Consider the following 25240-nt stretch of genomic DNA (forward strand, 5'->3'; position numbering starts at 1 on the left):
GTCTGGAACCACCGTGCCTGGAACCGCCGGGTCTCCCACCCCCGCCCCTCCCAGCCCGGCGCCGCCTCTGCTCACCCCCACCCCCGACGCCCGGGCTGCCGCCGACGCCATCGCCCGCGCGAGCGGCCGGTCCGTCCACGAGGTGACCCTGGTCCTGGGTTCCGGATGGTCCGAGGTCGTGGCGGGGTTGGCCGACCCCGGTACCGCGGTCACCATCCCGGTATCGGAGCTGCCCGGGTTCGTCCCGCCCTCGGTCGCCGGGCACCGCGGGACCGTCACCAGCTGCCTGGTGGGCGGCGTCCCGATGCTGGCCGTGGCCGGACGCACGCACCTCTACGAGGGCCTGGGGACCGATCCCGTCGTGCACCCCGCCCACGTGGCCGCCGCGGTCGGCTCCGGGGTCCTGGTGTTCACCAACGCCGCGGGCGGGGTGCGGGCGGACCTCGCCGTCGGAGAGCTGGTCCTGATCTCCGACCACCTCAACCTCACCGGCCGCTCCCCGCTGACCGGCCCGACCTTCGTCGACCTCGTCGACGCCTACTCCGCCCGCCTCCGCGCCGCGGCCGCGGACGCGCTCGAGGCCGCCACCGGCTCCCGTCCCCCCGCGGGCGTCTACGCCGCCATGCCCGGCCCGCAGTACGAGACCCCCGCCGAGGTCCGGATGCTGCGCACCCTCGGCGCGGACGTGGTGGGGATGTCGACGGTCCCCGAGACGGTGGCCGCCCGGGGCCTCGGGGTGGAGGTGGTGGCGGTGTCGCTGGTGACCAACCTCGCCGCCGGGGTCACCGGGGCGCCCCTCGACCACGCCGAGGTCCTGGCCGCGGGAACCGCCGGGGCCGGTCGCCTCACCGCCGCACTGCGGGCGCTCGTCCCCTCCGTCGCCCGGGCCTGAACCAGGCATGACCGCGAGCGCCCCGTGACCCTGGCCTTCGGCACCGCCGGTGTCCGCGCCCCGCTGGGTCCCGGGCCGGACCGGATGAACGACGTCACCGTCGCCCTGGTCGCGACCGCCGTCGCCCGGCACCTGCGCGGGCGTGAACCCGCGGGCTCGACCGTGATCGTGGGGGGTGACGCCCGGCACGGGTCGGCGCGTTTCGTCGAGGTGGCCGCTGCGGTGCTGGCCGCGCACGGTTTCCTCGTCGTCGTCCCCGGGTCGCCCGTCCCCACGCCGGTCGTCGCGGCGGCCGTGCGGTCGCGCGGCGCGGTCGCCGGCCTGATGGTGACGGCCTCCCACAACCCCGCCACCGACAACGGGATCAAGGTCTTCGGGCCGGGCGGCGCGCAGATCGTGCCGCCGGACGACTCCGACATCGAGCGCCACCTGGTGGCCGCCGCGCGGGAGGGCCTCGCGGTCGGGGCGGCCGGCGGCCGCAGCACTCGGGGGGGCTCCCGCGAGCGGGTGGACCCCGGCGTGCGGGTCAACCCGAGCGTGCGGGTGGACCCCACACTCGTCGACGACTACGTGGCCTCCGTCGTCGCCGGCCTGCCCACCCCCGGCCGGCCTCCACGCGTGGCCCTGACCCCCGTACACGGGGTGGGTGGCGAGATCTGTCGCCGCGTCCTGGCGGGGATCGGGGTCCTGGACGTGACCCTGGTGGCCGAGCAGGCGGACCCAGACCCGGACTTCCCCACCGTCGACTCCCCCAATCCCGAGCGGCCCGCGACCACTGCGCGGTTACTCGAACTGGCAGCGGAGATCGGCGCCGACGTCGCGCTCGCGCTGGACCCGGACGCCGACCGGTGCGCGGTGGGGTTAGCGGGCCCCGATGGCGTGTGGCGGATGCTCGACGGCGACGACGCCGGGGCGCTGCTCGCCGACCATCTGCTCACCCACCCGCTGCCCGGTTCGGCTAGCTCGGCGGGGGCGGCGGGGGCGGCGGCGGAAGACGACCCCGGCGCGCCGATCGTGGCCTCGACGATCGTCTCCTCGCGGCTGCCCTCGCTCCTGGTCCCCGCCCGGGGTGGCCAGCACGTCGAGACGCTGACCGGGTTCAAATGGCTGGTCAGGGCAGGGCAGCCGCTGCGGTACGCGTACGAGGAGGCGATCGGGCACTGCGTGCTGCCGGAGGTGGTCGCGGACAAGGACGGCATCTCGGCCGCGGGCGCGTGGTGCGCGATGGTCGGCGCGGGCGGTCCGTCGGTGGGGGCGAGGCTCGACGCGCTCGCCGAGGAGTTCGGCGCGCATCTGCGGCGTAACACCCCGCTGCCACTGGATCCCGGCTCCGACCCGGTTGACGCGCTGCGGCGGGCGGCCGATCGGCTCGCCTCGACAGGCGTTGTGACCCCGCTGGACGGGACGGCGGGCTTCCGTGTGGACCTCCCGGGCGCTCGCGCGGTGGTCCGGCCGTCCGGCACCGAGCCGCTGCTCAAGACGTATGTCGAGGCGTGGACGCCGGCTCGCCCGTCAGCGGCCGACCGGGGCGACGCCGCACGTCGACTTACCGAGCTGGCCGGGGCCGTCGCCGCCGCGGCTACGCCCTGAGCCCGGTCGACCCGAGACCTGTTGACCCGAAGCCGGGCAACCCAGCCCGGTCGACCCAGCCCGGTCGACCCAGCCCGGTCAGCGGGGGCCGAAGAGACGGTCCCCGGCGTCGCCGAGCCCGGGGACGATGAAGGCGTCGTCGTCGAGCTTCTCGTCGATCGTCGCGGTCACCAGGGTGGCCGCGAGGCCCGACGCGCGGACGGTCTCGACGCCCTCCGGCGCGCACAGGACGCAGACCACGGTGACGCCGGTCGCTCCGCGCTCGGCCAGGGTCTCCAGGGTCGAGACCAGCGAACCCCCGGTGGCGAGCATGGGGTCCAGCACGACCACGTGGCGGCCGGCGAGGCTATCGGGCAGCGAGCAGAGGTACGAGACCGGTTCGTGCGACTCCTCGTCGCGGGCCAGGCCGATGAAGCCGACCTGTGCGCCCGGGAGCAGCCGGGTCGCCGGGTCCAGCAGGCCGAGTCCCGCCCGCAGGACCGGCACCACGAGTGGCACCCCGTCCACCGCGACGCCCGTCGTCTCGGCGACAGGGGTGGTCACGGGGACCTCGGTGGTGGGGATGGAACGGAAGGCCTCGTAACAGAGCATGGTCCCGAGCGCGTCCATCGCGGCCCGGAATCCGGCGGTGTCAGTGGCGCGGTCCCGCAGCGTACGGAGCCGGTCTCCGACCAACGGGTGGTCCACGACGATGATGTCCATGCCCGAAAGGATTCCACAGTGGAGATTTCCCGGATCCGGTGGAACCGTCGAGCAGCCCCGGTGCGTCGAACCCTGTGACGGGATAAGAGGCGACGAGGGGCGTAGCAATGGCGGACGGAGCGATCGACGTCCATGTCGACGGATTGCGTGAACTGGGCACGGGGCTGACCACGCTGGCGGACTCGCTGGGGGCGGCGTTGCAGGCCATGGACAGCCTGCCGATCGAGGCGGTGGCGCCGGTCGTGGGCCCGGTCGGCGCTGACTTCCTGTCCGCGCTGCTCTCGGCGACCGCGCGGCACCGCGACGTGCTCGCGGGTGTCACAAGGGTGACCGACGCCGCCGGGCAGTTGGTACTGGAGACGGGGCGGGTGTTCGAGGACTCCGACGTCGGCGGGGCCGAGGCGATCGGCGCCGCCGGTACCGGTCTCGCCCAGCCGCCGGGGGTGGGCCGGTGATCGCCGACGCGCTGGCCTACGCGGGGCCCATCAAGCAGGTCCTGGACCTGCTCTCTACCGAGGAGTTCGTCCCCGAGCCGGTACGTGATGTCATGCGGCCGGTCAGCGACGGGCTGGAGGTTGCCCAGCGGCTGGGGCCGCCGCTCGAAAGTCTGCTCTCCGCATCGTGGGACTCCCTGGCCGCGCTGGGCGCCGCGCACTCGGTCGCCGAGATCGGTCGGACGGTGGGCGCGCTCACCGAGTCGGCGGTCGAGATCGCCCGCGTGACCGCCGTGGCCGCCGACATCGTCGTCCGCGGCACGATCGAGGTGCTCGGCATCGTGCAGCAGTTCATCGCCCGCGCCGCGGCGCTGGGTCCTGCGCTCATCACCCCGCCCGGGCAAGCCGCGCTCCTCGGCCTGGCCGCCGAACACCTGGCCCGCGGGATCCAGGTGGCCGAGCGGGTCCAACTCGAACTCCAAGGGCCCACCGCGGAGCTGCACGCGATCGCTGCCGGCATCCCCGACGCCCCCCGCATGCCGGGCATGATCGCCGCGGACTCGTCCGCCGGTGGCGCGATCAACGCCTCGACCACCGCCTATACCGGGTCCGGGCCGGGTGCGCTGGGCGCACCCGACACGGCGGGCTCGGGTGGCCCGGCGGGCTCGGGTGGCCCGGCGGGCTCGGCTGGCCCGGGGGACTCGGCCGACTCTGCGGGATCGGCGGCGGGCTCCGCGGCTGGCTCGGCCGACTCTGCGGGCTCGGCGGGATCGGCGGGTGCCGGGAACGCCGGGTCGAGCGTGGTCGGCAGCGGAATCGAGGTGACCCTGCCCGACGGGTCCGTCGCCACCGCTCCCAACGAACAGGCCGCCGGGGCGGTCCGCAACGCCCTCAGCCAGCAGGGCGTGCCCTACGTCTGGGGCGGTACCACGCCCGGCCAGGGCCTGGACTGCAGCGGGCTGACCCAGTGGGCCTACCGCGACGCCGGGATCGAGATCCCCCGCCTGGCCAGCGAGCAGAGCGTCGGTGTCGAGGTATCGCAGTCGGACCTCATGCCCGGAGACCTGGCGGTGTGGGACGGCCATGTGGCCATGTACATCGGCAACGGCCAGCTCGTCGAGGCCGGGGACCCCGTGGAGGTCTCTGGCCTGCGCACCGAGAACAGCGGGATGTCCTTCCACGGTTTCTACCGTCCGACCGGCTGATGACCACCCGCAGCTGCCGTCGCACCGACCCGATGACCGGAGTTGTCGCCGAGGTGGGAACCGACGGCGTGCCGGTGGGGCTGGCCCTGCCGGAGGAGCTCCTCGACCGCGCGCCCGCCGACGTCGCCCGGGCGGTTCTCCGCGCGCTCACCGCGGCGGCCGGCGACGCCCGCGACCTCCTCGACCGACTCGCCGAGCAGGAGTGGGACGAGGCGGGATGGGAGGACGCCGCGCTCCGGGATGACGCCGAGGTCGACGATGACCACGGCGATGACGACTACGACTACGACGTCAACGAGAACGACGACGAGTGGCGCGGGGGCGCAGCGTGAGCGGCGGCGGACTGGACGTCGACGCGTTCCTCGGCCGTCTGCGCGGGATCGCGGCGGAGTGGGAGTCCGCCCACGACCAGTTGGAGACGCTCCGGGTGGTGGCCTCGAGCCGGGATCAGCTCGCCACCGCCACCGCGGACTCCGGCGGGAGCGTGGTCGACCTGGCCCTGGCCTCCGGCCTGCGCAGGCACGGGTCCGAGGTCGTGGCGGCGGCGATCCTCGAGGCCACCTCCGACGCCGTCGAACAGGCCAACGCCCGCCGTGCCGAACTGGTCTCGGGATCTGTGGCACTCGCGGTCAGCGGCCGGAAGCGGGATGCGGAGAGCGCCGCCCGCGGGTTCGGCGGTGCTGCGGTGGTGGGCCGTGGCACCACCTGACCGGCCGTGGATATGCTGACCGGCATGGCCAAGGACATCGTCCCGATCGAGCTCGGTCTCCCTGAGGGAGACGTCACGACCCTCTGGGCGCCCAGCTGGCGCGAGGACAACGACGACTGGGAGGCGTTCCTCGGTCTCGACGAGGACCTCTACGGGTTCGCGACGACCGCCGAACTGCTGGCTCTGGTCCGGAGCGGAGCGGAGCACGACCTGCAGGACCACCCGTCGTGGGCCGAGTTCGCCGGCTCGGACGTCCTGGCCTTCCGCGCTGCTGAGGACAACTGTTACGACCTCGTGGGCGTCCTGGAACTGCTCAGCGAGAACCCCACCGAGTCGTCCGTCGACGAGATCGACCAGTCCTTCGCCATCGCCCGGTCGATCGGCGAGGTGTGCGAGCTCGACACCGTCACCAAGTTCTTCAACGGCAACCCGATCCTGGCAGCCGTCACCCGCGGTATGGACGAGTTCTACGGCCGGGACGGCCTCAAGCTATGGAAGTCCGTCCGCAAGACCGTGGCCAAGGGCTGGGACGACGTGCTGGACGCGATCCAGGGCGTCATGACCACCCCGGAGCTCGACCCCGCCGAGGTCGACCGCGCCGTCAAGGACCTGGAGACCGCCGAAGCCGCGATCCCCGAGCCCGTGCCGGAGCCCGAGCCCGTTCCCACCGGCTACCCGGAGGGTTCGCTCTGGGGGTCGGTCGGGATCGACCCGGTCAGGATCGTCTTCTCCGATCAGGAGTTCCTGACCCTGCGGTGCTATCTCGGCGACCAGCCCGTGTTCCTGGGCGACGGCGACCAGGCGTACGTGTTCACCAGCGCCCGCGGCCTGGCCCGCTACCTCGCGGACAACGACGACGCGACGCTCAGCCGCGTGGCCACCTACGAGCAGGTCAAGATCGCCGCCACCGACGGCAGCCTCGACGTCCACGTGACCGACGACAACGCCTACGTCTTCGCCGGCATCGACCGCGACATCGAGGTCGGCCCGGCGATGGTCGACTCCGAGCAGCTCGGCCTGGCCGTGGAGCTGGTCACCGACCTGGCGAACTACGTCGGCGACTCGGATCTGGAGGCGTCGGTGACGGGCCGTGGATCGACGCTGCGCCGGTTCCTGCACTTCGTGCTCAACCCGGACGACGCCAAGCTGCTCGAGCCCACCGCGCCGTACGACGACGAGGCTTCCGAATGGCGCGACCTGGTCGACGACGTGGAGCGCCTGGTGACCACTCCGGACATCGCCTGAGCCACTGGCGCCCCTAGCGGGAGCACCCCCCGCCTGGGCGGCGCACGGTCACCAGCCGCGCAGTCGCTCCAGCACGACCCCGGCGGGCCCTCGCTCGGAGCCGGGCCCGCCGATCTCCAGCGCTGCCTCGAGTTCGGCGATCGCCGCGGGGAGCCGTTCCGGGTCGTCAGCGTGGACGCCTGCCACCACCTCACCCGCCCGGACGTCGTCGCCCTCGACCCGGTGCAGAGCACCCCGGCGGCGGGGTCCACGTCCTCGCCCGGCCGGGTCCGTCCCGCGCCGGACAGCCACGAAGCGCGGCCTACGCCCAGGGCGTCCCATCGCAGCAGGCCCGACGTCGGTGCCCGCAGTTCCACCGAGTGCGCAGCCACCGGCAGCGGAGCGTCCGGATCGCCGCCCTGGGCGGAGATCATCGCCCGGTAGGAGTCCATCGCGCGGCCGTCGGCCAGCCGTTCGCGGGGGTCGCCGTCCAACCCCACCGAGTGCAGCGCCTCCTCGGCGAGGGCGCAGGTCAGGTCGATCATGTCGGCCGGGCCACCGCCGGCGAGGATGTCCACGCATTCCGACACCTCGAGGGCGTTGCCCACAGCCCGGCCCAGCGGGGTGTGCATCGAGGTGACCAGGGCGCTGGTCCGGACGCCGGATGCGGTCCCGATCTCCACCATCACCCGCGCCAGCTCCCGGCCGTCGGCGAGGTCGGGCAGGAACGCCCCGGACCCGCTCTTGACGTCGAGCACCAGGGCGCCGGTCCCCTCGGCGATCTTCTTGCTCATGATCGAGGACGCGATGAGCGGGATCGACGGGACGGTCCCGGTGACGTCGCGCAGGGCGTAGAGGGCCCGGTCGGCGGGCGCGAGGTCGGCTCCGGCAGCGCAGATCACCGCGCCGGTCTCCCCCAGGATCCGGCGCCGGGCGTCGGCATCGAGGTCCGCCCGCCAACCGGGGATCGCCTCGAGCTTGTCCAGCGTGCCGCCGGTGTGGCCGAGCCCCCGCCCCGAGAGCTGGGGAACCGCCAGGTCCCAGGTGGCCAGCAGCGGGGTCAGCACGAGCGTCACGGAGTCGCCCACGCCGCCGGTGGAGTGCTTGTCCACCGTGGGCACGCGCCGTCCGCCCCGGGTCAGGTCGGTCAGGTCCAGCCTGCTGCCGGAGGCCACCATGGCGGCGGTCCACCGGGCGATCTCCCGGTCGGTCATGCCCCGGAAGTACACGGCCATCGCCAACGCGGACATCTGCTCGGGAGGCACCGCCCCGCGGGTGAACCCGTCGACGATCCAGTCGATCTCGTCGTCGTCCAGCTCCCGCCCGTCTCTCTTGCCCTCGATGATCCGCACGGCGTCCAGGGACCGGGTCACGTCAGGTCCCCGGGCCCGAAGGCGTCCGGCAGGAGCTCGCCCAGGCGCACCGCGCCGCGGGCGGTGTGGACCATCAGGTCGGGCCCGCCGTGCTCGTGGAGGAGTTGCCGGCAGCGCCCGCACGGGGCCAGGGGGTCGCCGGTGTGGGAGACGACGACGAGCTCCAGCAGTCGCCCACCGCCCGTGCGGTGGAGGTCGGAGACGAGCGAGCACTCGGCGCAGAGAGTCAGCCCGTAGGAGGCGTTCTCCACGTTGCACCCGGTCACGATCCGCGTCCGCGAACCATCGGGGTCCGAGGCCACCGCGGCAGCCCCCACCCCCAGTCCGGAGTACGGACGGTAGGCGCCGAGCGCGGCCCCGAGCGCGTCCTCGCGGAGTTGCTCGAGGGTCGCGATGCGTTGTGCTGCGGTTTCGTCGTGGGACACCTGGTTTACCCCTCGGTAACTTCATTTAGGGTCCCCTAACAGGGGGAACCCGTTCGGACCACCGTACCCACCCTGCTTCTCATCAGTGAGATCTCAGGTCTAAAGTCCTAGTAGGCGCTCGCTGTGCTCTACTGCCGAGTCGCGCGCCGATGGCACCACGCCCAGACGATTCGGAGGCACGACAAGCCCATGAGTACCGCGCAGGCGCCGGCGCGTCCGGCCCCCACAAAGAAGATCAACATCTACAAGGGTGACCCGGGGATGTGGTCGTGGGTCGCGCACCGAATCTCGGGCGTCGCGATCTTCTTCTTCCTCTTCGTGCACGTGCTCGACACCTCGCTCGTCACCCTCAGCCCCGAGTCCTACAACGCTGTCATCGACACGTACAAGACCCCGATCGTCGGCCTCATGGAGATCGGCCTCGTGGCGCTCGTGCTGTTCCACGCTCTCAACGGACTGCGCATCGTCGCCGTGGACTTCTGGTCCAAGGGCGCGCGCTACCAGCGCCAGATGTTGTGGGCTGTCCTGGCGATCTGGGTCGTGGTCTTTGCCGCAGGCACCGCCCGCCTCCTCTTCCTTCTCTTCCAGCACCTCTAAGGGGAACGATCACCATGGCAGACGCACCAGTTCTCCAGACGTCCTACGACCGCCCCGCCTCGCTGGCCCAGCCGCGCTCACAGCGCCTGCGGTCGCGTGGCAACTTCGAGCGCACCGCGTGGATCTTCATGCGCGCCTCGGGAGTTGCGCTGGTCATCCTCACGATCGGCCACCTCACCGTCGGGCTCATGATCGACGAGGGTGTCCACCGCATCGACTGGGCCTACGTCGCTGACCGCTGGCAGAGCCCCTTCTGGGCCACCTGGGACCTCCTCATGCTCTGGCTCGCGCAGCTCCACGGCGCCAACGGCGTCCGGACGGTCATCGCGGACTACTCGCGCAAGGACTCCACCCGGTTCTGGCTCAACTCGATCCTGATGGTCGCGACGATCCTGGTCCTCGTCCTGGGCACCTACGCCATCCTCGGCCTCGCCTACGACGTCTGATCGACGCCAGCGGACCATCCCACTTCGAAAGCGAGCACTGAGAATCCCATGACCGATCGTCAGGTCCACCAGCACCAGTACGACGTCGTAATCGTCGGCGCCGGCGGCGCAGGCATGCGCGCGGCCATCGAGTCCGGACCTCGGACCCGCACCGCCGTACTCACCAAGCTCTACCCCACCCGCTCCCACACCGGCGCCGCCCAGGGCGGCATGTGCGCCGCCCTCGCGAACGTCGAGGAGGACAACTGGGAGTGGCACACGTTCGACACGGTCAAGGGCGGCGACTACCTCGTCGACCAGGACGCCGCGGAGATCATGGCCAAAGAGGCCATCACCGCCGTCATCGACCTGGAGAACATGGGCCTGCCGTTCAACCGCACGCCCGAGGGCAAGATCGACCAGCGCCGCTTCGGCGGCCACACCCGTGACCACGGCAAGGCGCCCGTGCGCCGGGCCTGCTACGCGGCCGACCGCACCGGTCACATGATCCTGCAGACGCTGTACCAGAACTGCGTCAAGCACAAGGTCGAGTTCTTCAACGAGTACTACGTCCTGGACCTCTGCCTCACGGAGACCCCCGAGGGCCCCGTCGCCACCGGCTGCGTCGCCTACGAGCTCGCCTCCGGCGACCTGCACGTCTTCCACTCCAAGGCCACGGTCTTCGCGACCGGCGGCTCGGGCCGCATGTACAAGACCACCTCCAACGCCCACACCCTCACCGGTGACGGAATGGCCGTGGTCTTCCGCAAGGGCCTGCCCCTGGAGGACATGGAGTTCCACCAGTTCCATCCGACCGGCCTCGCGGGCCTGGGCATCCTCATCTCCGAGGCCGTCCGCGGCGAGGGCGGCATCCTGCGCAACGCCGACGGCGAGCGCTTCATGGAGCGCTACGCCCCCACCATCAAGGACCTCGCTCCGCGTGACATCGTCGCCCGCTCGATGGTGCTCGAGGTGCGCGAGGGCCGCGGCGCCGGACCGAACAAGGACTACGTCTACATCGACGTGACCCACCTGGGCGCGGACGTGCTCGAGGAGAAGCTCCCCGACATCACCGAGTTCTCGCGGACCTACCTGGGCGTGGACCCGGTCACCGAGCTCGTCCCGGTATTCCCGACCTGCCACTACGTCATGGGCGGCATCCCCACCAACGTCCAGGGCGAGGTGCTGCGTAACTCCGTCGACATCGTCCCCGGCCTCTACGCCGCGGGCGAGTGCGCGTGCGTCTCGGTGCACGGCTCCAACCGTCTGGGCACCAACTCGCTGCTGGACATCAACGTGTTCGGCCGCCGCGCCGGCATCGCTGCCGCCGACTACGCCGCGACCCATGAGTTCGTCGAGCTCCCCGAAGAGCCCGAGACCATGGTCCGCGAGTGGATGGAGAGCATGCTCGCCGAGCACGGCACCGAGAACGCCAACGACATCCGCTCCGAGATGCAGGCCATGATGGACGACAAGGCGTCGGTGTTCCGCACCGAGCAGTCGCTCACCGAGGCCCGCGAGGAGATCCGCGCCCTCAAGAAGCGCTACGCCGACGTGACCGTCAGCGACAAGGGCAAGCGATTCAACACCGAACTCCTCGAGGCCGTCGAGCTCGGCTTCCTCCTGGAGCTGGCGGAGGTCACTGTTGTGGGTGCCCTCAATCGCAAGGAGTCCCGCGGCGGCCACTCCCGCGAGGACTACCCGGACCGCAACGACGATGAGTACATGAAGCACACAATGGCGGTCAAGGACGGCCTTGACCTGCTCTCCGAGATCCAGCTGGACTGGAAGCCGGTAGTGCAGACCCGCTACGAGCCGATGGAGCGCAAGTACTGATGACCACCGCAGTCGACACCACCAAGGCCACCGACGGCAAGGACCCGAACTCTTCTCGTCCCGTGTCGCCGGGGTCCACCATGGTCACGCTGAAGATCGCCCGGTTCAACCCGGAGGATCCGGACTCAGCTGGCTGGAAGGAGTACGAGGTCCCGGCACTGCCGTCCGACCGTCTGCTCAACCTGCTGATGTACGTCAAGAACTACATCGACGGCAGCCTGGCGTTCCGCCGGTCGTGCGCGCACGGCGTCTGTGGTTCGGACGCCATGCTCATCAACGGCGTCAACCGCCTGGCGTGCAAGGTCCTCATGAAGGATCTGCTCCCCAAGGACGGCAAGTCCATCACCATCACCATCGCCCCGATCCGTGGGCTCCCGGTGGAGAAGGACCTGTACGTCGACATGGAGCCGTTCTTCAAGTCGTTCCGCGACGTCATGCCGTACCTCATCACGTCGGGTAACCATCCGACGGCCGAGCGCATCCAGTCCCCGACCGACCGGGCCCGCTTCGACGACACCACCAAGTGCATCCTCTGCGCCTGCTGCACGACCTCGTGCCCGGTGTTCTGGGCCGACGGGTCGTACTTCGGCCCGGCGGCGATCGTCAACGCGCACCGGTTCATCTTTGACTCGCGGGACGAGGCCGCTGCCGAGCGTCTGGACATCCTCAACGATGCCGAGGGCGTGTGGCGCTGCCGCACCACCTTCAACTGCACCGACGCCTGCCCCCGCGGCATCCAGGTCACGCAGGCGATCCAGGAGGTCAAGCGCGCACTGCTCTTCGCGCGCTGATCTGGGCGTTCACGGCGCCCGGGTGCCGTGACGCAACACCGGCCGGGGCCGCACTCTCCATTCACGGAGGGTGCGGCCCCGCCGGCATTTTCCCGCCACAGGCAGGGCGCTCGCGGGCAGGGCGCTAGGGAGTCGCCTCCACGAGCAGCAGCGCCCGGGAGCCGCGCCCACGAGCAGACACGCAGCACACCTCCCTCGGGATACGCTGCCTCTTTGAGCCGCGCTGGCGGTCTGTACGCGAACCCCCGGGGTGCGCTGGCGGTAGGGACCAGACACGCAGCGCGAGCCGAAGAGCCAGCGCAACCGGCGTCGGTCGGGCTGCTGCTTTGCTCGCACCAGTTCGTCCCCCCGCTAGCTGCGCACCGCCGATGGCTCCGTCGCGGCGCGGGTGGGGCATCAACCGGGCCTCGCAAGCCCCGTCCACCAGCGGGTCCGGTTCGAGGCACCAATCACCGGACGTAGACTCGGGACCCGTGAACCCCCCGCGTCGACGCCCTGCATCCCGAGCCGCCGGCCTCATCTCGGCCGTACTCGTGGGCCTGGCGCCGGCAGCGTTCGCGGGCCCCGCTGCGGCCGTCGAACCCCCGATCGGACACTCGCAAGCCCAACTCCCGCTCTCCGTTCCGCCGCCGGCGGCCGTGTTGCCGTCGACCACATCGTCCGAGTACTTCGACACCCCCCGCGATCTCACGGGCTGCCCGTACCGCACCACGCCGCCCGCACCCGTCGACGCGTCCGAGGTCCCGCTGCCCGGACAGACCTCCCCCGCCCCTCCCCCGGTTCCGGAGACTCCCGCGGGCGGCGAGTCGCTGAACAGCTGCGATGTGGCGGCTCCGGCCGGGTTCGACGTGCCCGGTGAGGTCACCGCGAGCGCCTGGCTGGTCTCGGACCTGGACACCGGCGAGGTGGTGGCCGCCCGCGATCCCCACGGTCGCTACCGCCCGGCGAGCGTGATCAAGACCCTGCTCGCCTCGGTTGTCCTGGACCGCCTCCAGGCGGACCGGATCATCGAGGTCACCGACGCGGATCTCCAGGGCGCCGAGGGCAGCCTCGTGGGCATCGGGCCGGGCGGGAAGTACTCCGTCGATCGGCTGCTGAGCGGGCTCCTGATGTCGTCGGGCAACGACGCCGCCACCGTGCTCGCGCACCAGATGGGCGGGATCGAGGCGACGGTCGAGGCGATGAACGCCCACGCCGCGGAACTCGGGGCCGAGAGCACGCACGTCGCCACCGTGAACGGGTTGGACGGGCCGGGGATGATGTCGACGGCATACGACATGTCACTGATCTTTCGCGACGCCATGACCCGCCCCGAGTTCGCGCGGATCGTGGGCACGCAGATGTCCGGGTTCCCCGGGTATCCCGCCGGCGAGGGCGCGGGTGCACCGGACCCCGCGGCCGCGCCCGCCAACGCCGGGCCGACCGTGCGCGCGGACGGCAGCGTGGTCAACCCCGGGTTCGTGTTGGCCAACGACAACCGGCTCCTCTACAACTATCCGGGCGCGATCGGCGGCAAGACCGGATTCACCGACGACGCCCGCCACACGTTCATCGGTGCTGCGGAGCGGGACGGGCGGCGGCTGGCCGTTGTTCTGCTCGACGGCACGCGCGTACCCAAGGCGCCGTGGGAGCAAGCGGCGTTGCTGCTCGACGCCGGGTTCGCCACCGACGACACCGTGGGGCGTTTGGTCGACGGGCCCCAGACGTCGGCTGACGATGCCGATCATGCGGACGAGCAGCTGGCCTCCGGCCCACTGGGCACGGTCGGACAGACCCGCGCGAGCACCGCGGACGGTTCACTGATCGAGCGCTACGGTCCCTGGCTCGCCCTGGGCGCGGGGGGAGTGATCGTGCTGGCGGGTGCGGGGCTGACGCTGCGGTCGCGCCGCTGACCCCGACGGTTCACCGCGCCCGTCAGGACACCGCGCCCGCGCCGGCGAGGATCACCCGCACGCGTCCGGTGCACTCCTCAACGGCCGCGCGGGCGTCGTACCCCACCGCCACCTCCACCAGTAGCCGCAGGAGGACGACGACGACGAGGTCCGCCGCGATGTCCACGGCGCTGCCGTCCGCTCCGGAGAGCGTCTCGAGCCGTCCCAGGGTGATCCCCAGCCTGCGGCGTGCGGAATCGACGGCTCCGGCGAGCACCCGGTGGTCGGGGTGGGCGGTGTCGACCAGCCCGCGGGCGAGCACGGACCAGGTCTGCGGGTCTTCCACGGCCGCGGCGGCAGCCCGGGCCGGCCAATCCGCGGCGGGGTCCGCGGCCGGCGCGGACACCAGGTCGTCGACAAGCCTGGCCAGCGCCTCGGCCGCCCCGGACGCCAGCTCGGTGGCCAGCGTGTCCACGGACTCGAAGTGCCGGTAGAAGGCGGTGGGGACGATGCCGACGTCGCGGGCGAGCTCGCGGACCACCAGCCCGGCGAAGCCGCGGGTGGCCACCGCTTTGCGGCCGGCGGCGACGATGAGTGCACGTGTGTGCTGCTTCTGTTCGGCCCTGGTTCCCGGTCTCGCCACGTCGGCAACTCTATCGTTTCAGGGGCATATACGCATGTCGGCCGCCCCCGGCCGCGGAGTGTGACCCAGGCGACATTCCAGCTCCTTTTCATTTGAGAGAACGTATGTACACTCAAACCCGTCCGGTGGTCGAATCGGACGGATACGCCCCCGTAGTGCGGCCGCACCCCAGAGAAGTGTGAGCGCACATCACGGAAGCAGGCCGCGTCCGCCGATGCCCGATCACACCGACCAACACCTTCCGGAGGTCCTCATGACCGCCCCGACCATCAGCCGACTCTTCTCCCGCGGGATCACCCGCACCCTGCTGACCCCGCATCCGCCCGAGCACTACGTTCGTTCGCTCGGCCTGGCCTGGTCCGATGATCCGACCGGCGCAACCGTCGTCGCCGTCGACCGGCCCGTCCCCGACGTCACCGTGCTCACGCTCCGCCTCCCGACCGGCGTCGACCGACCCGTCCCCGGTGCCGCGCTCGAGATCGGCGTGGTGGTGGACGGCGTCGTGCACCGCCGCCACTACTCGCCCGTCGATGCGGCCACCCGCGCCGACCGGCTGGCGACCATCGCCGTCCGCCGCCACCCGGGCGGCGTCGTCTCCGAATACTTGTGGACCGAGGCGGTTCCCGGGATGCGCCTTCTCCTGGGGGATCCGGTCGGGGAAATCTCCCTGCCCGAGAACCGGCCGGCCGACGTGTTGCTGGTGAGCGGGGGCAGCGGGATCACCCCGATGCTCGCGATCGCCTCCACCCTCGCCGGCGAGGGCCACTGCGTCAAGAACCGCAGCGGTGAAAACGACAGCCGCTACGGGAAGGCCGGCCGCGTGGCCTGGCTGCACTACGCCCGTCGAGCGGAGGACGTCCCGTTCGCCGACCGGATCCGCGAACTCTCGCGCGCGGGAGTCGATGTCCGGGTGGTCGCCACCACCGGGGATCCGTCTCCGGAGGGCCTGGCCGGCCACCTCACCGCCGAGCATCTCAGCAACGTGGCGCCCTGGCACGCCGACGCCACCGTGTTCCTCTGCGGACCCGAGGGGCTGGCCGACGGGCTTGCCGACGCCCTCGGCGCCGAGCGCTACGCCGGCGTCCTGCGTGAGCGGTTCTCCGCCACCACCGGCCCCGTGCCGGACGGCGACGGGGGCACCGTCACCCACCTGACGAGCGGCGTGTCCGCCCACAACGCCGGCACCACGCTCCTCGAGGGCGCCGAGGCCGCGGGACTGAACCCCAAGCACGGGTGCCGCATGGGCATCTGCCACACCTGCACCGCCGTCCGCGTCTCCGGTGCCACCCGCGACCTGCGGACGGGTGAGGTCGACACCACACCCGGCTGCCACGTCCAGATCTGTGTCTCCGCGCCCGTCGGCGACGTCGAGATCGAGCTCTAGAACCACCCAGACTCCGCACGACCCACCTGCACGACCCACCCGGAACACCCGGAAGGACACCCATCATGACTCTCCTGCAGCTCCCCACCATCCGCCCCAAGAACCCGAAGGCCGAGAAGGCGCCGAAGCCCGAGAAGGTCGTCAAGGTCAAGGCCGACAAGGCGCCGAAGCCCGCGAAGGTTCCCAAGGTCAAGGCCGAGAAGGCGCCGAAGCCCGAAAAGGCAGAAAAGCCTGCCAAGCCGGAGAAGGCTGCCAAGGCCAAGAAGACGGTCGCCTCCGCGCCCGAGCCGGTGGTCCTGTCCGCCGAGTCGGTGGAGATCATCGGGCGCGAGCTCGACGCGATCCGCGACCGCGTGGTCGCCGACCTCGGGACGGCCGACCGCGACTACATCCTGAACGTCGTGCGCATGCAGCGCCGCCTGGAGCTGACCGGCCGCGGCCTGATGTTCCTGGGCTTCCTGCCGCCGGCCTGGCTCGCCGGGGTCGCGGCGCTGAGCGCGTCCAAGATCTTGGACAACATGGAGATCGGCCACAACGTCATGCACGGCCAGTACGACTGGATGCGCGATGACATGCTCCACTCGTCCAGCTTCGAGTGGGACAACGTGTGCCCGTCCGACCAGTGGCGGCACTCGCACAACTACATGCACCACACGCACACCAACATCCTCGACCTGGACCGGGACATCGGGTACGGCATTCTGCGCATGGAGTACGAGCAGCCGTGGAATCCCATCCGCCTGGGCAACCCGGTGTACGCGTTCCTGCTCATGATGGGCTTCGAGTGGGGCGTGATGCTCCACGACCTCGAGTACGACAACGTGCTCAAGGGCAAGCGCAAGTGGTCCGACGTCAAGGTCCTCCTGGCCGGATGGTGGAGCAAGATCCGCGGGCAGGTGACCAAGGACTACATCGTCCACCCCGCGCTCACCGGCCCGCTGTTCCCCCTGACGTTCGCCGGCAACCTCACCGCCAACCTCGTCCGCAACGTCTGGGCGTTCTCGGTGATCTTCTGCGGGCACTTCCCGTCCGGTGCGCAGGTGTTCACCCAGGAGGAGACGGCGGAGGAGACCCGCGGCGAGTGGTACGTGCGCCAGATGCTCGGCTCGGCCAACATCTCGGGCAGCCCGCTCATGCACCTGGCCACCGGCAACCTCTCCTTCCAGATCGAGCACCACCTGTTCCCCGACCTCCCCGCGCACCGGTACCCGGAGATCGCTGACAAGGTGCGGGCGCTGTGCGAGGAGCACGGACTGCCGTACACCACCGGCCCGCTGCACAAGCAGGTCGGGAACGTCTGGTCCAAGATGTTCCGCCTGGCCCTGCCGTTGCCGCCCACCCCGGCGGACACGCCGGCCGTGCTCATCGAGCGCCGGAAGGTGTCGCCGGCCGCCTGAGCCGGGGTACCTTCGTGGTCACCAATGACGGAGGGGGCAGCCCGATGAGCGACTTCGAGCGGAACAAGGACCAGGTCCAGGCGAGCGTCCAGGCGGGCGCCTCCCTGGTCGGCCGCGTCACCATGATCATCACCGACGCGATCGGCTCCATCGCCAAGGAGGTCGGGGACTTTGTCACCGACGGCATCGAGATGCGGGAGGCCGCCAAGGCCGCCAGGCTCGACGAAGCCAGGCGCTCCCCCGAGAACGACCTCGACAGCATCGACGGCATCGAGTCAGACGCTACCGAGCCAGACCGCATCGAGCCGGACGAGTTGAACGGATAGCCGCCGACCGGCTGCCGCCCACCGGCCACCGCCCACCGATCCCCCGCCGCCACGGCGCGGGTCCGGTGGGCGGTGGCGGTCGTCACGGTGGCAGGATCGCTACCCGTGACGATCATCGCCGCCGCGGACGGCTCCGCACTCGGGAACCCTGGACCAGCCGGCTGGGCCTGGTACATCGACGACGAGCGGTGGCGTTGCGGCGGCTGGTCACGTGGCACCAACAACCAGGGCGAACTGGCGGCCGTCCTGGACCTGCTGCGCCAGACCGCGCACTCTGATGAGCCGCTCCACGTCTTGTGCGACTCGCAGTACGTCATCAATTCGGTGACCAAGTGGATGGCCGGCTGGAAGCGAAAGGGCTGGAAGAAGGCCGACGGCAAGCCCGTGCTGAACGTCGAGGTGATGAAGGCCCTGGACGAGGCGATGCGCGGGCGCCAGGTCACCTTCGAGTGGGTCAAGGGCCACGCCGGTCACGAGCTCAACGAGAAGGCCGACGTCCTGGCCAACGGCGCCGCCAAGGCGCACGCGGCGCGGAAGGAACCCAAGGCCGGCCCCGGTTTCCCGGGTGCCCGCTCGGTCGGTGCCGGTGACGATCCGTTCGTCCCGCCCCCCGCCGGCGGAGAAGGCGACGTGCGAAAGTCGACGGCGACGGCGACGACGACGACGACGACGACGACGAGTTCTGGCACCGCCGACGAGCCCGACCTGTTCTCGGTGGACGCGCACTCCTCTGCCCGTCCCGCGGACTCCGGGCCCGCGGCCGCACCCGCCGGCCACGCGATCGAGGACCTCGTCGTCGACCTCGAGCGGTCCCTCCTCACCGACGCCGTGCGCGGGGACCGCAAGAAGCTCACCCGCCTGCTGGACGTGCGGTGGCGGCAGGTCGACAGCGCGGGCCGGGTGCAGACGCGTCGCGAACTCGGAGACGCGGGCGGCTCTATGGGGGGCAGCTCGCTCGAGGACGTGGACCTCGAGGTGCTGGAGACGCGGCGCCTCGGCGACGACGTGGTGCTGGTGTTGTGGCGGGCATCCGGCTCGGACGGGGTGTCCTCGCTCCGCAGTTCAATCTGGCAGCGGACGGGCTCGGACTGGAAGCAGGTCTACCAGCAGGGCACCCGCGAAGCCTGAGCCCCTGCCGGTTGGCGGACACCTCGTGCAGGTTGGCGGGCAGCAGGTTCAATCCGGGCCTCAGAATCGCACTTTGAGTCCGCCAACCGACCGGCGATGTCCGCCAACGGGGACTTGTATCCGCCTACCGACTAGCGCTGGCCGGGTGGCGTCAGCCGCGGCGGGGCGCGGTGAACCCGACCGCGGTGTACACCTGCGAGAGGACCGGCCCCGCCACCGCCCGGGCGCGCTCGGCGCCGTCGGCGAGGATCCGCTCGAGCTCGCCCCGGTCGGACATGTACTCGTCGAACCGACCCCGCAGCGGGGTCACGAACGCCTCGAGCGCGTCGGCGGTGTCGGACTTGAGGGCGCCGTACCCCGCACCCGCGGACTGGTAGTCGGCCACGATGTCGGCGACCGGACGCCCGCTGAACGCCGACTGGACCGTGAGCAGGTTGGAGACGCCCGGCTTCATCTCGCGGTCGAAGCGGATGTCGCCGTCGGAGTCCGTCACGGCGCTGCGAATGCGCTTCGCGGAGACCTTCGGGTCGTCGAGCAGGTTGACGACGCCCTTGGGGTTGACGCCGGACTTACTCATCTTGGACGTGGGATCCTGCAGGTCGTAGATCTTGGCCGAGCCCTCGAGGATCTTGCCCTCGGGCACCACGAAGGTCTTCTTGAAGCGCGAGTTGAACCGCATCGCCAGGTCGCGCGTGAGCTCGAGGTGCTGGCGCTGGTCCTCGCCCACCGGCACCAGGTGCGGGCGGTAGAGCAAGATGTCGGCGGCCATGAGCACCGGGTAGGTGAACAGGCCCACCGTGGTGCCCTCGGTGCCCTGCTTGGCGGACTTGTCCTTGAACTGGGTCATCCGCGCGGCCTCGCCGAACCCGGTGATGCAGCCCAGCACCCAGGCCAGCTCGGCGTGCTCGGGGACGTGCGACTGCACGAAGAGCACCGAGCGGGCCGGATCGACGCCCAGGGCGAGCAACTGCGCGCAGCCGCGGAAGACCCGCTCGCGCAGCTCCTTGGGGTCCTGCATCACGGTGATCGCGTGCAGGTCGGGGATGAAGTAGTAGGCGTCGTAGTCGTCCTGCAGGTCCACCCACTGCCGCACGGCGCCCAGGTAGTTGCCGAGATGGTACGAATCGGCGGTGGGCTGGATGCCCGAAAGGACACGCTGGCGCTTGGCGGGGGCCTGCGCCCCGGCCGGCCCGGACTCGGGCGTGGGAGCTGCGGAGGAGGACTGCTCAGACATGGCATCCATCATCCCACGGCGCCGACCAGCTATTGCTGATGCCCTCAACCGTTGCCGGCGGGCTACTGCTCACGCCCTCAACTGCCGGCGGGCTACTCCTTTTCCGGCGGGAAGCCGCCGGTGGCGACCGGGCCCCACCCGTCGATCCGCACCCGGATGAGGCACTTGCCCTGCTTGACCATCGCCGCGCGGTACTCGTCCCAGTCGCTGTGCTCACCGGCGATGCTGCGGAAGTAGTCGACCAGCGGCTCGACCGCCTCGGGCAGGTCCACGATCTCCGCGGTGCCGTCCAGGTGCACGTACGGGCCGTTGAAGTCGTCGGAGAGAACGCACACGCTCACGGCGGGGTCGCGGCGGATGTTGGCCACCTTCGCGCGCTGCGGATAGGTGGCCACGGTGAGGCGCCCCTCGGCATCGAGCCCGCAGGTCACCGGCGAGCTCTGCAGCTCGCCCGACGACCGACGGGTGATCAGCACGGCGCGGTGGCGGGAGCGCAGGAAATCGTCGAGCCCGGCTCGATCGGGTCGTTCGGCGGTCGCATACTTGGTCATGATGCCGAGGTTACGGACCCGCCCGTCGGGCGGCATCCGCGAACGCGGGCCCGCCCGAGGCGTACGGCCTCGTCGTCGTCGTCACTCGCGGACAGACGTCGTCACTCGTAGACGACGGTCACCGGTGCGTGGTCCGACCAGCGCATGTCCCAGGCACTCGCCCGGTCCACCCGGTCCGCGACAGCGCGATCGACAAGCCCGTCCGAGACCACCTGGAGGTCGATGCGCCAGCCCGCGTCGGTGTCGAACGCCTTCCCGCGCATGGACCACCACGAGTAGGGACCGACCTCGTCGGGGCGGCGGTGGCGGACGATGTCCGTCCAGCCGCTGCCGTCGGCAAAGATCCCGGTCATCCACTCGCGCTCGTGGGGTAGGAAGCCCGAGCTCTTGTGGTTGCCCTTGTGGTTCTTGAGGTCCACCTCGTGGTGAGCGATGTTCCAGTCTCCGCAGACGATCATCTCGTGGCCGTCCCGGGCGCCGACGCTCTCCGCCCGCTCGGCCAGGTGCTCGCGGAAGCTCGCCATGAAGCGGTCCTTCTCGTCCTGCTTGGGCGTCTGGGCCGTCCCGGAGGGCAGGTAGAGGCTGGCGACGGTGACGGTCTCGCCGTCGATCGCGCCGGGGTAGGTCGCCTCGATGTAGCGGCCGGACTCGGCGAACTCGGGATCACCGTGGCCGATGCGCACCTCCGACGGCTCCTGCCTGGACAGGATCGCGACCCCGGCCCGACCCTTGAGCGAGGAGGCCGAACCGATGAGGTGCCATCCGGCGTCGAGCGCGGGGGCGAGGGCCTTGCGGGCCTGATCCTCGTCGGCGCGCACCTCCTGGAGCGCGACCACGTCTGCTCCGCTGCTCTCCAGCCAGGGCAGGAATCCGAGGTTGGTCTCCGAGCGCTCCTTGACGGCGGCGCGGATCCCGTTGACGTTGACGGTGCTGACGGTGAGGCTCACGCCGTTCAGGCTACCGACCGTCTCCGACGTGACCATTGACACACCGGCCATACATTCATACATTAGGACGATCATTGTATGAATGAAGGGAACCCCGTGACCCACGGAGCCACAGCAGTCGTCCTCGGCGGGAGCGTGGCGGGCCTGTGCTCGGCCGGCGTTCTCGCCCCGCACTTCGAGCGCGTGATCGTCCTCGAGCGCGACGAGCTGCCGCCCGGCGCGCAGCACCGGCGCGGCGTCCCGCAGAGCAAGCACCCGCACTTCGTCCTCAACGCCGGGCGCCGCGCGATGGGCGCGATCTTCCCCGGTTTCGAGGAGTCGCTCCTCGAGGCCGGCGGGATGCTGCTCATGCCCTCGATGGAGGCCGCCTACGGCGAGAAGGACGGCTGGGGGCCGCGCAAGTCCAGCACCATGACGATGATCTACTCCTCCCGCGTGCTGATGGAACGCGTCCTGCGGGACAAGGTCCGCGAGCTGTCGAATGTGGAGATCCGCGAGGGCGTGACCGTCTCAGGGCTCGACTCGACCAGCGGTGGCACCGTGAACGGCCGGGTCAGGGGCGTCGAGTACCGGGATTCCGCCGGTGACACGCGGACTCTCGACGCCGACCTCGTCGTCGACGCACTGGGCCGGGGCTCCTCGGTCCGGGACTGGCTCGTGGCCGCCGGGTGGTCCACCGCCCCAGAGAAGACCCTCGACGCCAAGGTCACCTACACCTCCCGCTGGTACCGGTTGCCCGAGTCCGAGCAGCGACCACCGTCGTGGTGGTGGAAGCACCTGGTGCTCACCCCGACGCAGGACCCCGGGCCGCACCCCGACGAGCACGAGTACCTCTCCAACTTCTTCCCCATCGACGGCGACCGCGCGATCGCGTGCATGGGCTCCTGGGGCCTGGAGATGCCGCGCAATCCGGAGGCGTTCGAGGCCGCCGCCGAGAAGCTGCGCGCCCCGTCGTTCGCCGCCGCCATGCGCGCGAGTACCCCGCTCTCCGAGGTCCACCTCACCCGGGCGACGGGCAACAAGTGGCGACGCTATGACGAACTCGGGCACCCGCCGCTCGGGCTGGTCTCGATCGGCGACGCCATCTGCGCGTTCAACCCGTTCTACGCCCAGGGCATGAGCTCGGCCGCCAGCTCTGCCGTCGTCCTGGCAGAGGTCCTGTCCGAGCACCGCCACCTGGACACCGGGTTCGTCCGCGACTTCCTCGACCGGCAGCGGGTCTCGCTGGAGGTGCCGTGGATGCTCGCCATGGCCCGCGACCAGGGGTACGACATCGCCGAGGGAACCGAGGTCGCCCCGGCGTGGCGCCGCAAGATCATGGCCCGGGTGTCCTGGCCGGTGTTCAACGCCATCACCGCGGCCGCCCGCGAGGACGATCACGTGGAGCGGACGTTCACGGCGGTGTTCAACATGGACAAGTCGCTGCGGGACATGATGACCGACCCGCGGTTCCTGTTCGGGCTGGCCCGGCACAGGGTGCGCGAACTCCTCGGACGCACGGTCGTCCCCGCCGGTTTCGACATCCGGCTCGACCCGCCGGGCACCGACTACACCGACCCGTCGCACCCGGTCGAGCTGGCCGCGGCCGCCTCCCCGACCCTGACCGATCAGGCACCGGCCGGTCAGGCACCCACCAGCCGGAAGCAGGACTGACCCATGGCCTACTCCTGTGGACCCGACGCGCGGCAGGTCGCGGACTTCCTCGGCTTCGCCTGCGACGACGCCGACCCCGTCGCGGCGGTGCGCTCGCCGTTGGGGCTCGAACACTGGACCATGCCCCTTCTCGAGGTCCTGATCATCGCCGGGGCGATCTTCGCCCTGGTCCACGCGTGGCGGCGCTGGCGGCGCGACGGCGACCCCATCAACCTCGGCCTGTGGTTCGCCTCGTTGATCTACCTCGCCGTCATCGAACCGCCGCTCTACTTCCCCGAGTGGTTCGGGCTGCAGGACTACGTGGGCTTCATCTTCTCCCACAACGTCTTCACGGTGCAGTTCATGTTCGACCGGTTGCCGCTGTACATCGTGGCGTTCTACGCGGTGATCTCGCAGATCACCTACGAGCTCGTCCGGGCGCTGGGGATCTTCGAGCGCCGCGGTGCCGCGATCGGCGCGATCGCCACCGCGTTCGCCAGCCAGGTGTTCTACGAGATCTTTGACCAGCTCGGTCCGCAGCTCAAGTGGTGGGCGTGGAACCCGGAGAACATGATCAACCAGCCGATGTTCGCCTCCGTGCCGATGAACAGCATGTGGGTGTTCGCCTCGGTCTCGTTCGGTGTCATGGTGTGGCTGGTCGTGAAGCTCCTGGGTGGGAAACGGCGCTCGGCGGCGCCCCCGCGCGACGCCACTCCCCTGGGCGATGCCGCGCACCTGGGCGGCGGTTCGATCGCCTGGCGCACGGTGCTCGCCGGCGTGCTCACCCCTGTCCTCATGGTGATCCTCGCCGCGCCCACCAGGGTGGGCGTCGACGCAGAGGGGGCCGGGACCCTCCAGTTGGTCATCCTCTGGACATTCCTGGGCATCCTGTGGCTGGTGGGCCTGTGGTTGCTGGCCGACGGCACGCGCCGGACGTGGCGGGGCTCGGCGGAGCCGTTCGCCTCGCCCGCGTTCGTCCGCGTGTATCCCGCCGTCTACGTGGTCGTGCACGCGCTGTTCTGGATCGCGGCGCTCCCGGCGTTCCTGGGCGCGACCGACGGGGTCACCGCCGACGGCACCCCGATCGGCAACGGTTGGTACGCGCTCGCCTGCTTTGCTGCCGCGACATGGTTCGTCATCGCGGCCACCCTGGCGACCCGCACTCGGTCCCGCGCACAGGGCCAGTCTCCGGGACAGTCACCGGGCCGGGCACCAGGCGGCACGGTCGCCGCACCCACCGGTTCCGGCGGGTCTCCCACCAGCACCGAGGGCCCGCAGACGCGCCAGGCCGATGTGACACCCTGACCCCATGGCCAGACACGGGTGGGGCGGGCGGCCCCCGGCGGACGAGGAGGAGGCGCGTCAGCGCATCATCGACGCCACCGCCGGACTCATCGATCGACACGGGGTCGCCAAGACGACGCTCTCGGACGTCGCCGCCGAACTCGGGGTGACGCGGCAGACGGTGTACCGGCACCTCGGCAACGTCAGCGAGATCGTGAGCGCGGTGGCGGCCCGGGGGGCCGAGGACTTTGTCGACCGACTGGTCTCGCACCTGGGCGGCAGCCGGTCCCCCGCCGAGGCCGTGGTCGAGGGCGTCCTGTTCTGCCTGCACACCGTGCCGAACGACCCCCGACTGAGCCTGCTGCTCCAACTCGGCGACACCGCCACCTTCAGCCGGGCCGCCACCTCGCCGCTGATGCTCGAGTACGGCTCGGCGATGCTGCGCCGGTTCCCCGTGGAGTGGGCCGACGCCGGGGTCACCGACGCCGACCTGGACGGTCTTGCCGAGATGATCATGCGGTTGCTCATCTCCCTGCTGGACTCGTCCACCGAGATCCCGCGGCCGGAGGCCGAGGTCCGCGCCCTCCTGGAGCGGTGGCTCGTCCCCGCGCTCACCCCGTCCTGAGGTCACCCGGCCCTG

The 25240-nt window shown here is 71.0% G+C and carries 25 protein-coding genes and 1 pseudogene; 19 read left to right on the forward strand and 7 right to left on the reverse strand.

The window, feature by feature from the left end; all coding sequences use genetic code 11:
- Positions 1-13: 13 nt before the first annotated feature.
- Together R4P08_RS06625 and R4P08_RS06630 are read left to right on the forward strand one after the other, a co-directional pair.
- The gene (locus tag R4P08_RS06625; protein ID WP_411741171.1) at positions 14-892 is read left to right on the forward strand and encodes a purine-nucleoside phosphorylase; all 879 of its coding nucleotides are present in this window, start codon (positions 14-16) and stop codon (positions 890-892) included.
- Positions 893-916: 24 nt separating this feature from the next.
- Complete coding sequence (locus R4P08_RS06630) at positions 917-2482, forward strand: phospho-sugar mutase (RefSeq protein WP_317812985.1); 1566 nt, start codon at positions 917-919, stop codon at positions 2480-2482.
- 78 nt (positions 2483-2560) lie between these two features.
- Here the strand turns inward: R4P08_RS06630 and upp are convergent, their stop codons facing one another.
- Entirely contained in the window at positions 2561-3184 is a 624-nt protein-coding gene (gene upp / locus R4P08_RS06635; protein ID WP_317812986.1) for a uracil phosphoribosyltransferase, read from the reverse strand.
- Positions 3185-3291: 107 nt separating this feature from the next.
- On the opposite strand from upp, the gene R4P08_RS06640 reads away from it, so the two are divergent.
- The 5 genes from R4P08_RS06640 to R4P08_RS06660 are packed head-to-tail and all read left to right on the forward strand — an operon-like array spanning position 3292 to position 6777.
- Positions 3292-3639, forward strand: a complete 348-nt coding sequence (locus R4P08_RS06640) for a type VII secretion target (RefSeq protein ID WP_317812987.1) — start codon at positions 3292-3294, stop codon at positions 3637-3639.
- Entirely contained in the window at positions 3636-4823 is a 1188-nt protein-coding gene (locus R4P08_RS06645; protein ID WP_317812988.1) for a C40 family peptidase, read from the forward strand. The genes R4P08_RS06640 and R4P08_RS06645 overlap by 4 nt, the downstream gene beginning before the upstream one ends.
- A complete protein-coding gene (locus R4P08_RS06650; RefSeq protein WP_317812989.1) occupies positions 4823-5155 on the forward strand; it encodes a hypothetical protein in 333 nt (110 codons plus the stop codon). Before R4P08_RS06645 ends, R4P08_RS06650 begins: the two co-directional genes overlap by 1 nt.
- Positions 5152-5532: a YbaB/EbfC family nucleoid-associated protein gene (locus R4P08_RS06655; protein WP_317812990.1), complete on the forward strand. Its 381-nt coding sequence runs from the start codon at positions 5152-5154 to the stop codon at positions 5530-5532. The genes R4P08_RS06650 and R4P08_RS06655 overlap by 4 nt, the downstream gene beginning before the upstream one ends.
- Before the next feature lie 24 nt (positions 5533-5556).
- Positions 5557-6777 carry a primosomal protein gene (locus R4P08_RS06660; RefSeq protein ID WP_317812991.1) on the forward strand — a complete coding sequence of 407 codons (1221 nt, stop codon included), beginning with the start codon at positions 5557-5559 and terminating at the stop codon, positions 6775-6777.
- A 48-nt stretch (positions 6778-6825) separates the two neighbouring features.
- On the opposite strand, the pseudogene R4P08_RS06665 reads toward R4P08_RS06660, so the two are convergent.
- Together R4P08_RS06665 and R4P08_RS06670 are read right to left on the reverse strand one after the other, a co-directional pair.
- A pseudogene (locus R4P08_RS06665) lies at positions 6826-8129 on the reverse strand (thymidine phosphorylase).
- Entirely contained in the window at positions 8126-8554 is a 429-nt protein-coding gene (locus R4P08_RS06670; protein WP_317812992.1) for a cytidine deaminase, read from the reverse strand. The pseudogene R4P08_RS06665 and the gene R4P08_RS06670 overlap by 4 nt, the downstream one beginning before the upstream one ends.
- A 189-nt stretch (positions 8555-8743) precedes the next feature.
- On the opposite strand from R4P08_RS06670, the gene sdhC reads away from it, so the two are divergent.
- The 5 genes from sdhC to R4P08_RS06695 all read left to right on the forward strand — a co-directional run bounded on the left by sdhC (position 8744) and on the right by R4P08_RS06695 (position 14095).
- Positions 8744-9151, forward strand: coding sequence for a succinate dehydrogenase, cytochrome b556 subunit (gene sdhC / locus R4P08_RS06675; RefSeq protein ID WP_317812993.1), 408 nt, complete (start codon positions 8744-8746; stop codon positions 9149-9151).
- 14 nt (positions 9152-9165) lie between these two features.
- Positions 9166-9597 carry a succinate dehydrogenase hydrophobic membrane anchor subunit gene (locus tag R4P08_RS06680; protein ID WP_317812994.1) on the forward strand — a complete coding sequence of 144 codons (432 nt, stop codon included), beginning with the start codon at positions 9166-9168 and terminating at the stop codon, positions 9595-9597.
- A 48-nt stretch (positions 9598-9645) separates the two neighbouring features.
- Positions 9646-11412, forward strand: a complete 1767-nt coding sequence (gene sdhA, locus R4P08_RS06685) for a succinate dehydrogenase flavoprotein subunit (protein WP_317812995.1) — start codon at positions 9646-9648, stop codon at positions 11410-11412.
- On the forward strand, positions 11412-12203 hold the full coding sequence (locus tag R4P08_RS06690) for a succinate dehydrogenase iron-sulfur subunit (protein ID WP_317812996.1): 792 nt from the start codon (positions 11412-11414) through the stop codon (positions 12201-12203). The genes sdhA and R4P08_RS06690 overlap by 1 nt, the downstream gene beginning before the upstream one ends.
- 473 nt (positions 12204-12676) lie before the next feature.
- Positions 12677-14095 carry a D-alanyl-D-alanine carboxypeptidase family protein gene (locus R4P08_RS06695; protein WP_317812997.1) on the forward strand — a complete coding sequence of 473 codons (1419 nt, stop codon included), beginning with the start codon at positions 12677-12679 and terminating at the stop codon, positions 14093-14095.
- Positions 14096-14117: 22 nt separating this feature from the next.
- On the opposite strand, the gene R4P08_RS06700 is transcribed toward R4P08_RS06695, so the two are convergent.
- A complete protein-coding gene (locus R4P08_RS06700; protein WP_317812998.1) occupies positions 14118-14717 on the reverse strand; it encodes a TetR/AcrR family transcriptional regulator in 600 nt (199 codons plus the stop codon).
- A 253-nt stretch (positions 14718-14970) separates the two neighbouring features.
- Here R4P08_RS06700 and R4P08_RS06705 point away from each other — a divergent pair, with 253 nt between their 5' ends.
- From R4P08_RS06705 to R4P08_RS06720, 4 genes are all read left to right on the forward strand, one after another.
- Positions 14971-16101: an iron-sulfur cluster-binding domain-containing protein gene (locus tag R4P08_RS06705; protein WP_317812999.1), complete on the forward strand. Its 1131-nt coding sequence runs from the start codon at positions 14971-14973 to the stop codon at positions 16099-16101.
- Between the two features lie 65 nt (positions 16102-16166).
- On the forward strand, positions 16167-17498 hold the full coding sequence (locus R4P08_RS06710; protein WP_317813000.1) for an acyl-CoA desaturase: 1332 nt from the start codon (positions 16167-16169) through the stop codon (positions 17496-17498).
- 44 nt (positions 17499-17542) lie between these two features.
- Positions 17543-17824, forward strand: a complete 282-nt coding sequence (locus R4P08_RS06715) for a hypothetical protein (protein ID WP_317813001.1) — start codon at positions 17543-17545, stop codon at positions 17822-17824.
- 105 nt (positions 17825-17929) lie between these two features.
- Positions 17930-18952, forward strand: a complete 1023-nt coding sequence (locus R4P08_RS06720) for a ribonuclease HI family protein (RefSeq protein ID WP_317813002.1) — start codon at positions 17930-17932, stop codon at positions 18950-18952.
- Between the two features lie 151 nt (positions 18953-19103).
- Here R4P08_RS06720 and trpS read toward each other — a convergent pair whose 3' ends face one another.
- The 3 genes from trpS to R4P08_RS06735 all read right to left on the reverse strand — a co-directional run bounded on the left by trpS (position 19104) and on the right by R4P08_RS06735 (position 21684).
- Entirely contained in the window at positions 19104-20186 is a 1083-nt protein-coding gene (gene trpS, locus R4P08_RS06725) for a tryptophan--tRNA ligase (protein ID WP_317813003.1), read from the reverse strand.
- 92 nt (positions 20187-20278) lie between these two features.
- Positions 20279-20737 carry a PPOX class F420-dependent oxidoreductase gene (locus R4P08_RS06730; RefSeq protein ID WP_317813004.1) on the reverse strand — a complete coding sequence of 153 codons (459 nt, stop codon included), beginning with the start codon at positions 20735-20737 and terminating at the stop codon, positions 20279-20281.
- Between the two features lie 101 nt (positions 20738-20838).
- Positions 20839-21684, reverse strand: coding sequence for an exodeoxyribonuclease III (locus tag R4P08_RS06735; protein WP_317813005.1), 846 nt, complete (start codon positions 21682-21684; stop codon positions 20839-20841).
- A gap of 96 nt (positions 21685-21780) precedes the next feature.
- On the opposite strand from R4P08_RS06735, the gene R4P08_RS06740 reads away from it, so the two are divergent.
- The 3 genes from R4P08_RS06740 to R4P08_RS06750 are packed head-to-tail and all read left to right on the forward strand — an operon-like array spanning position 21781 to position 25225.
- Positions 21781-23337, forward strand: coding sequence for an FAD-dependent oxidoreductase (locus R4P08_RS06740; protein ID WP_317813006.1), 1557 nt, complete (start codon positions 21781-21783; stop codon positions 23335-23337).
- A gap of 3 nt (positions 23338-23340) precedes the next feature.
- On the forward strand, positions 23341-24621 hold the full coding sequence (locus R4P08_RS06745; protein ID WP_317813007.1) for a hypothetical protein: 1281 nt from the start codon (positions 23341-23343) through the stop codon (positions 24619-24621).
- A gap of 4 nt (positions 24622-24625) precedes the next feature.
- The gene (locus tag R4P08_RS06750) at positions 24626-25225 is read left to right on the forward strand and encodes a TetR/AcrR family transcriptional regulator (RefSeq protein WP_317813008.1); all 600 of its coding nucleotides are present in this window, start codon (positions 24626-24628) and stop codon (positions 25223-25225) included.
- Positions 25226-25240: the final 15 nt, after the last annotated feature.

The sequence above is a fragment of the Rhodococcus sp. IEGM 1408 genome (assembly GCF_033142235.1).
Classification (GTDB): Bacteria; Actinomycetota; Actinomycetes; order Mycobacteriales; family Mycobacteriaceae; genus Dietzia.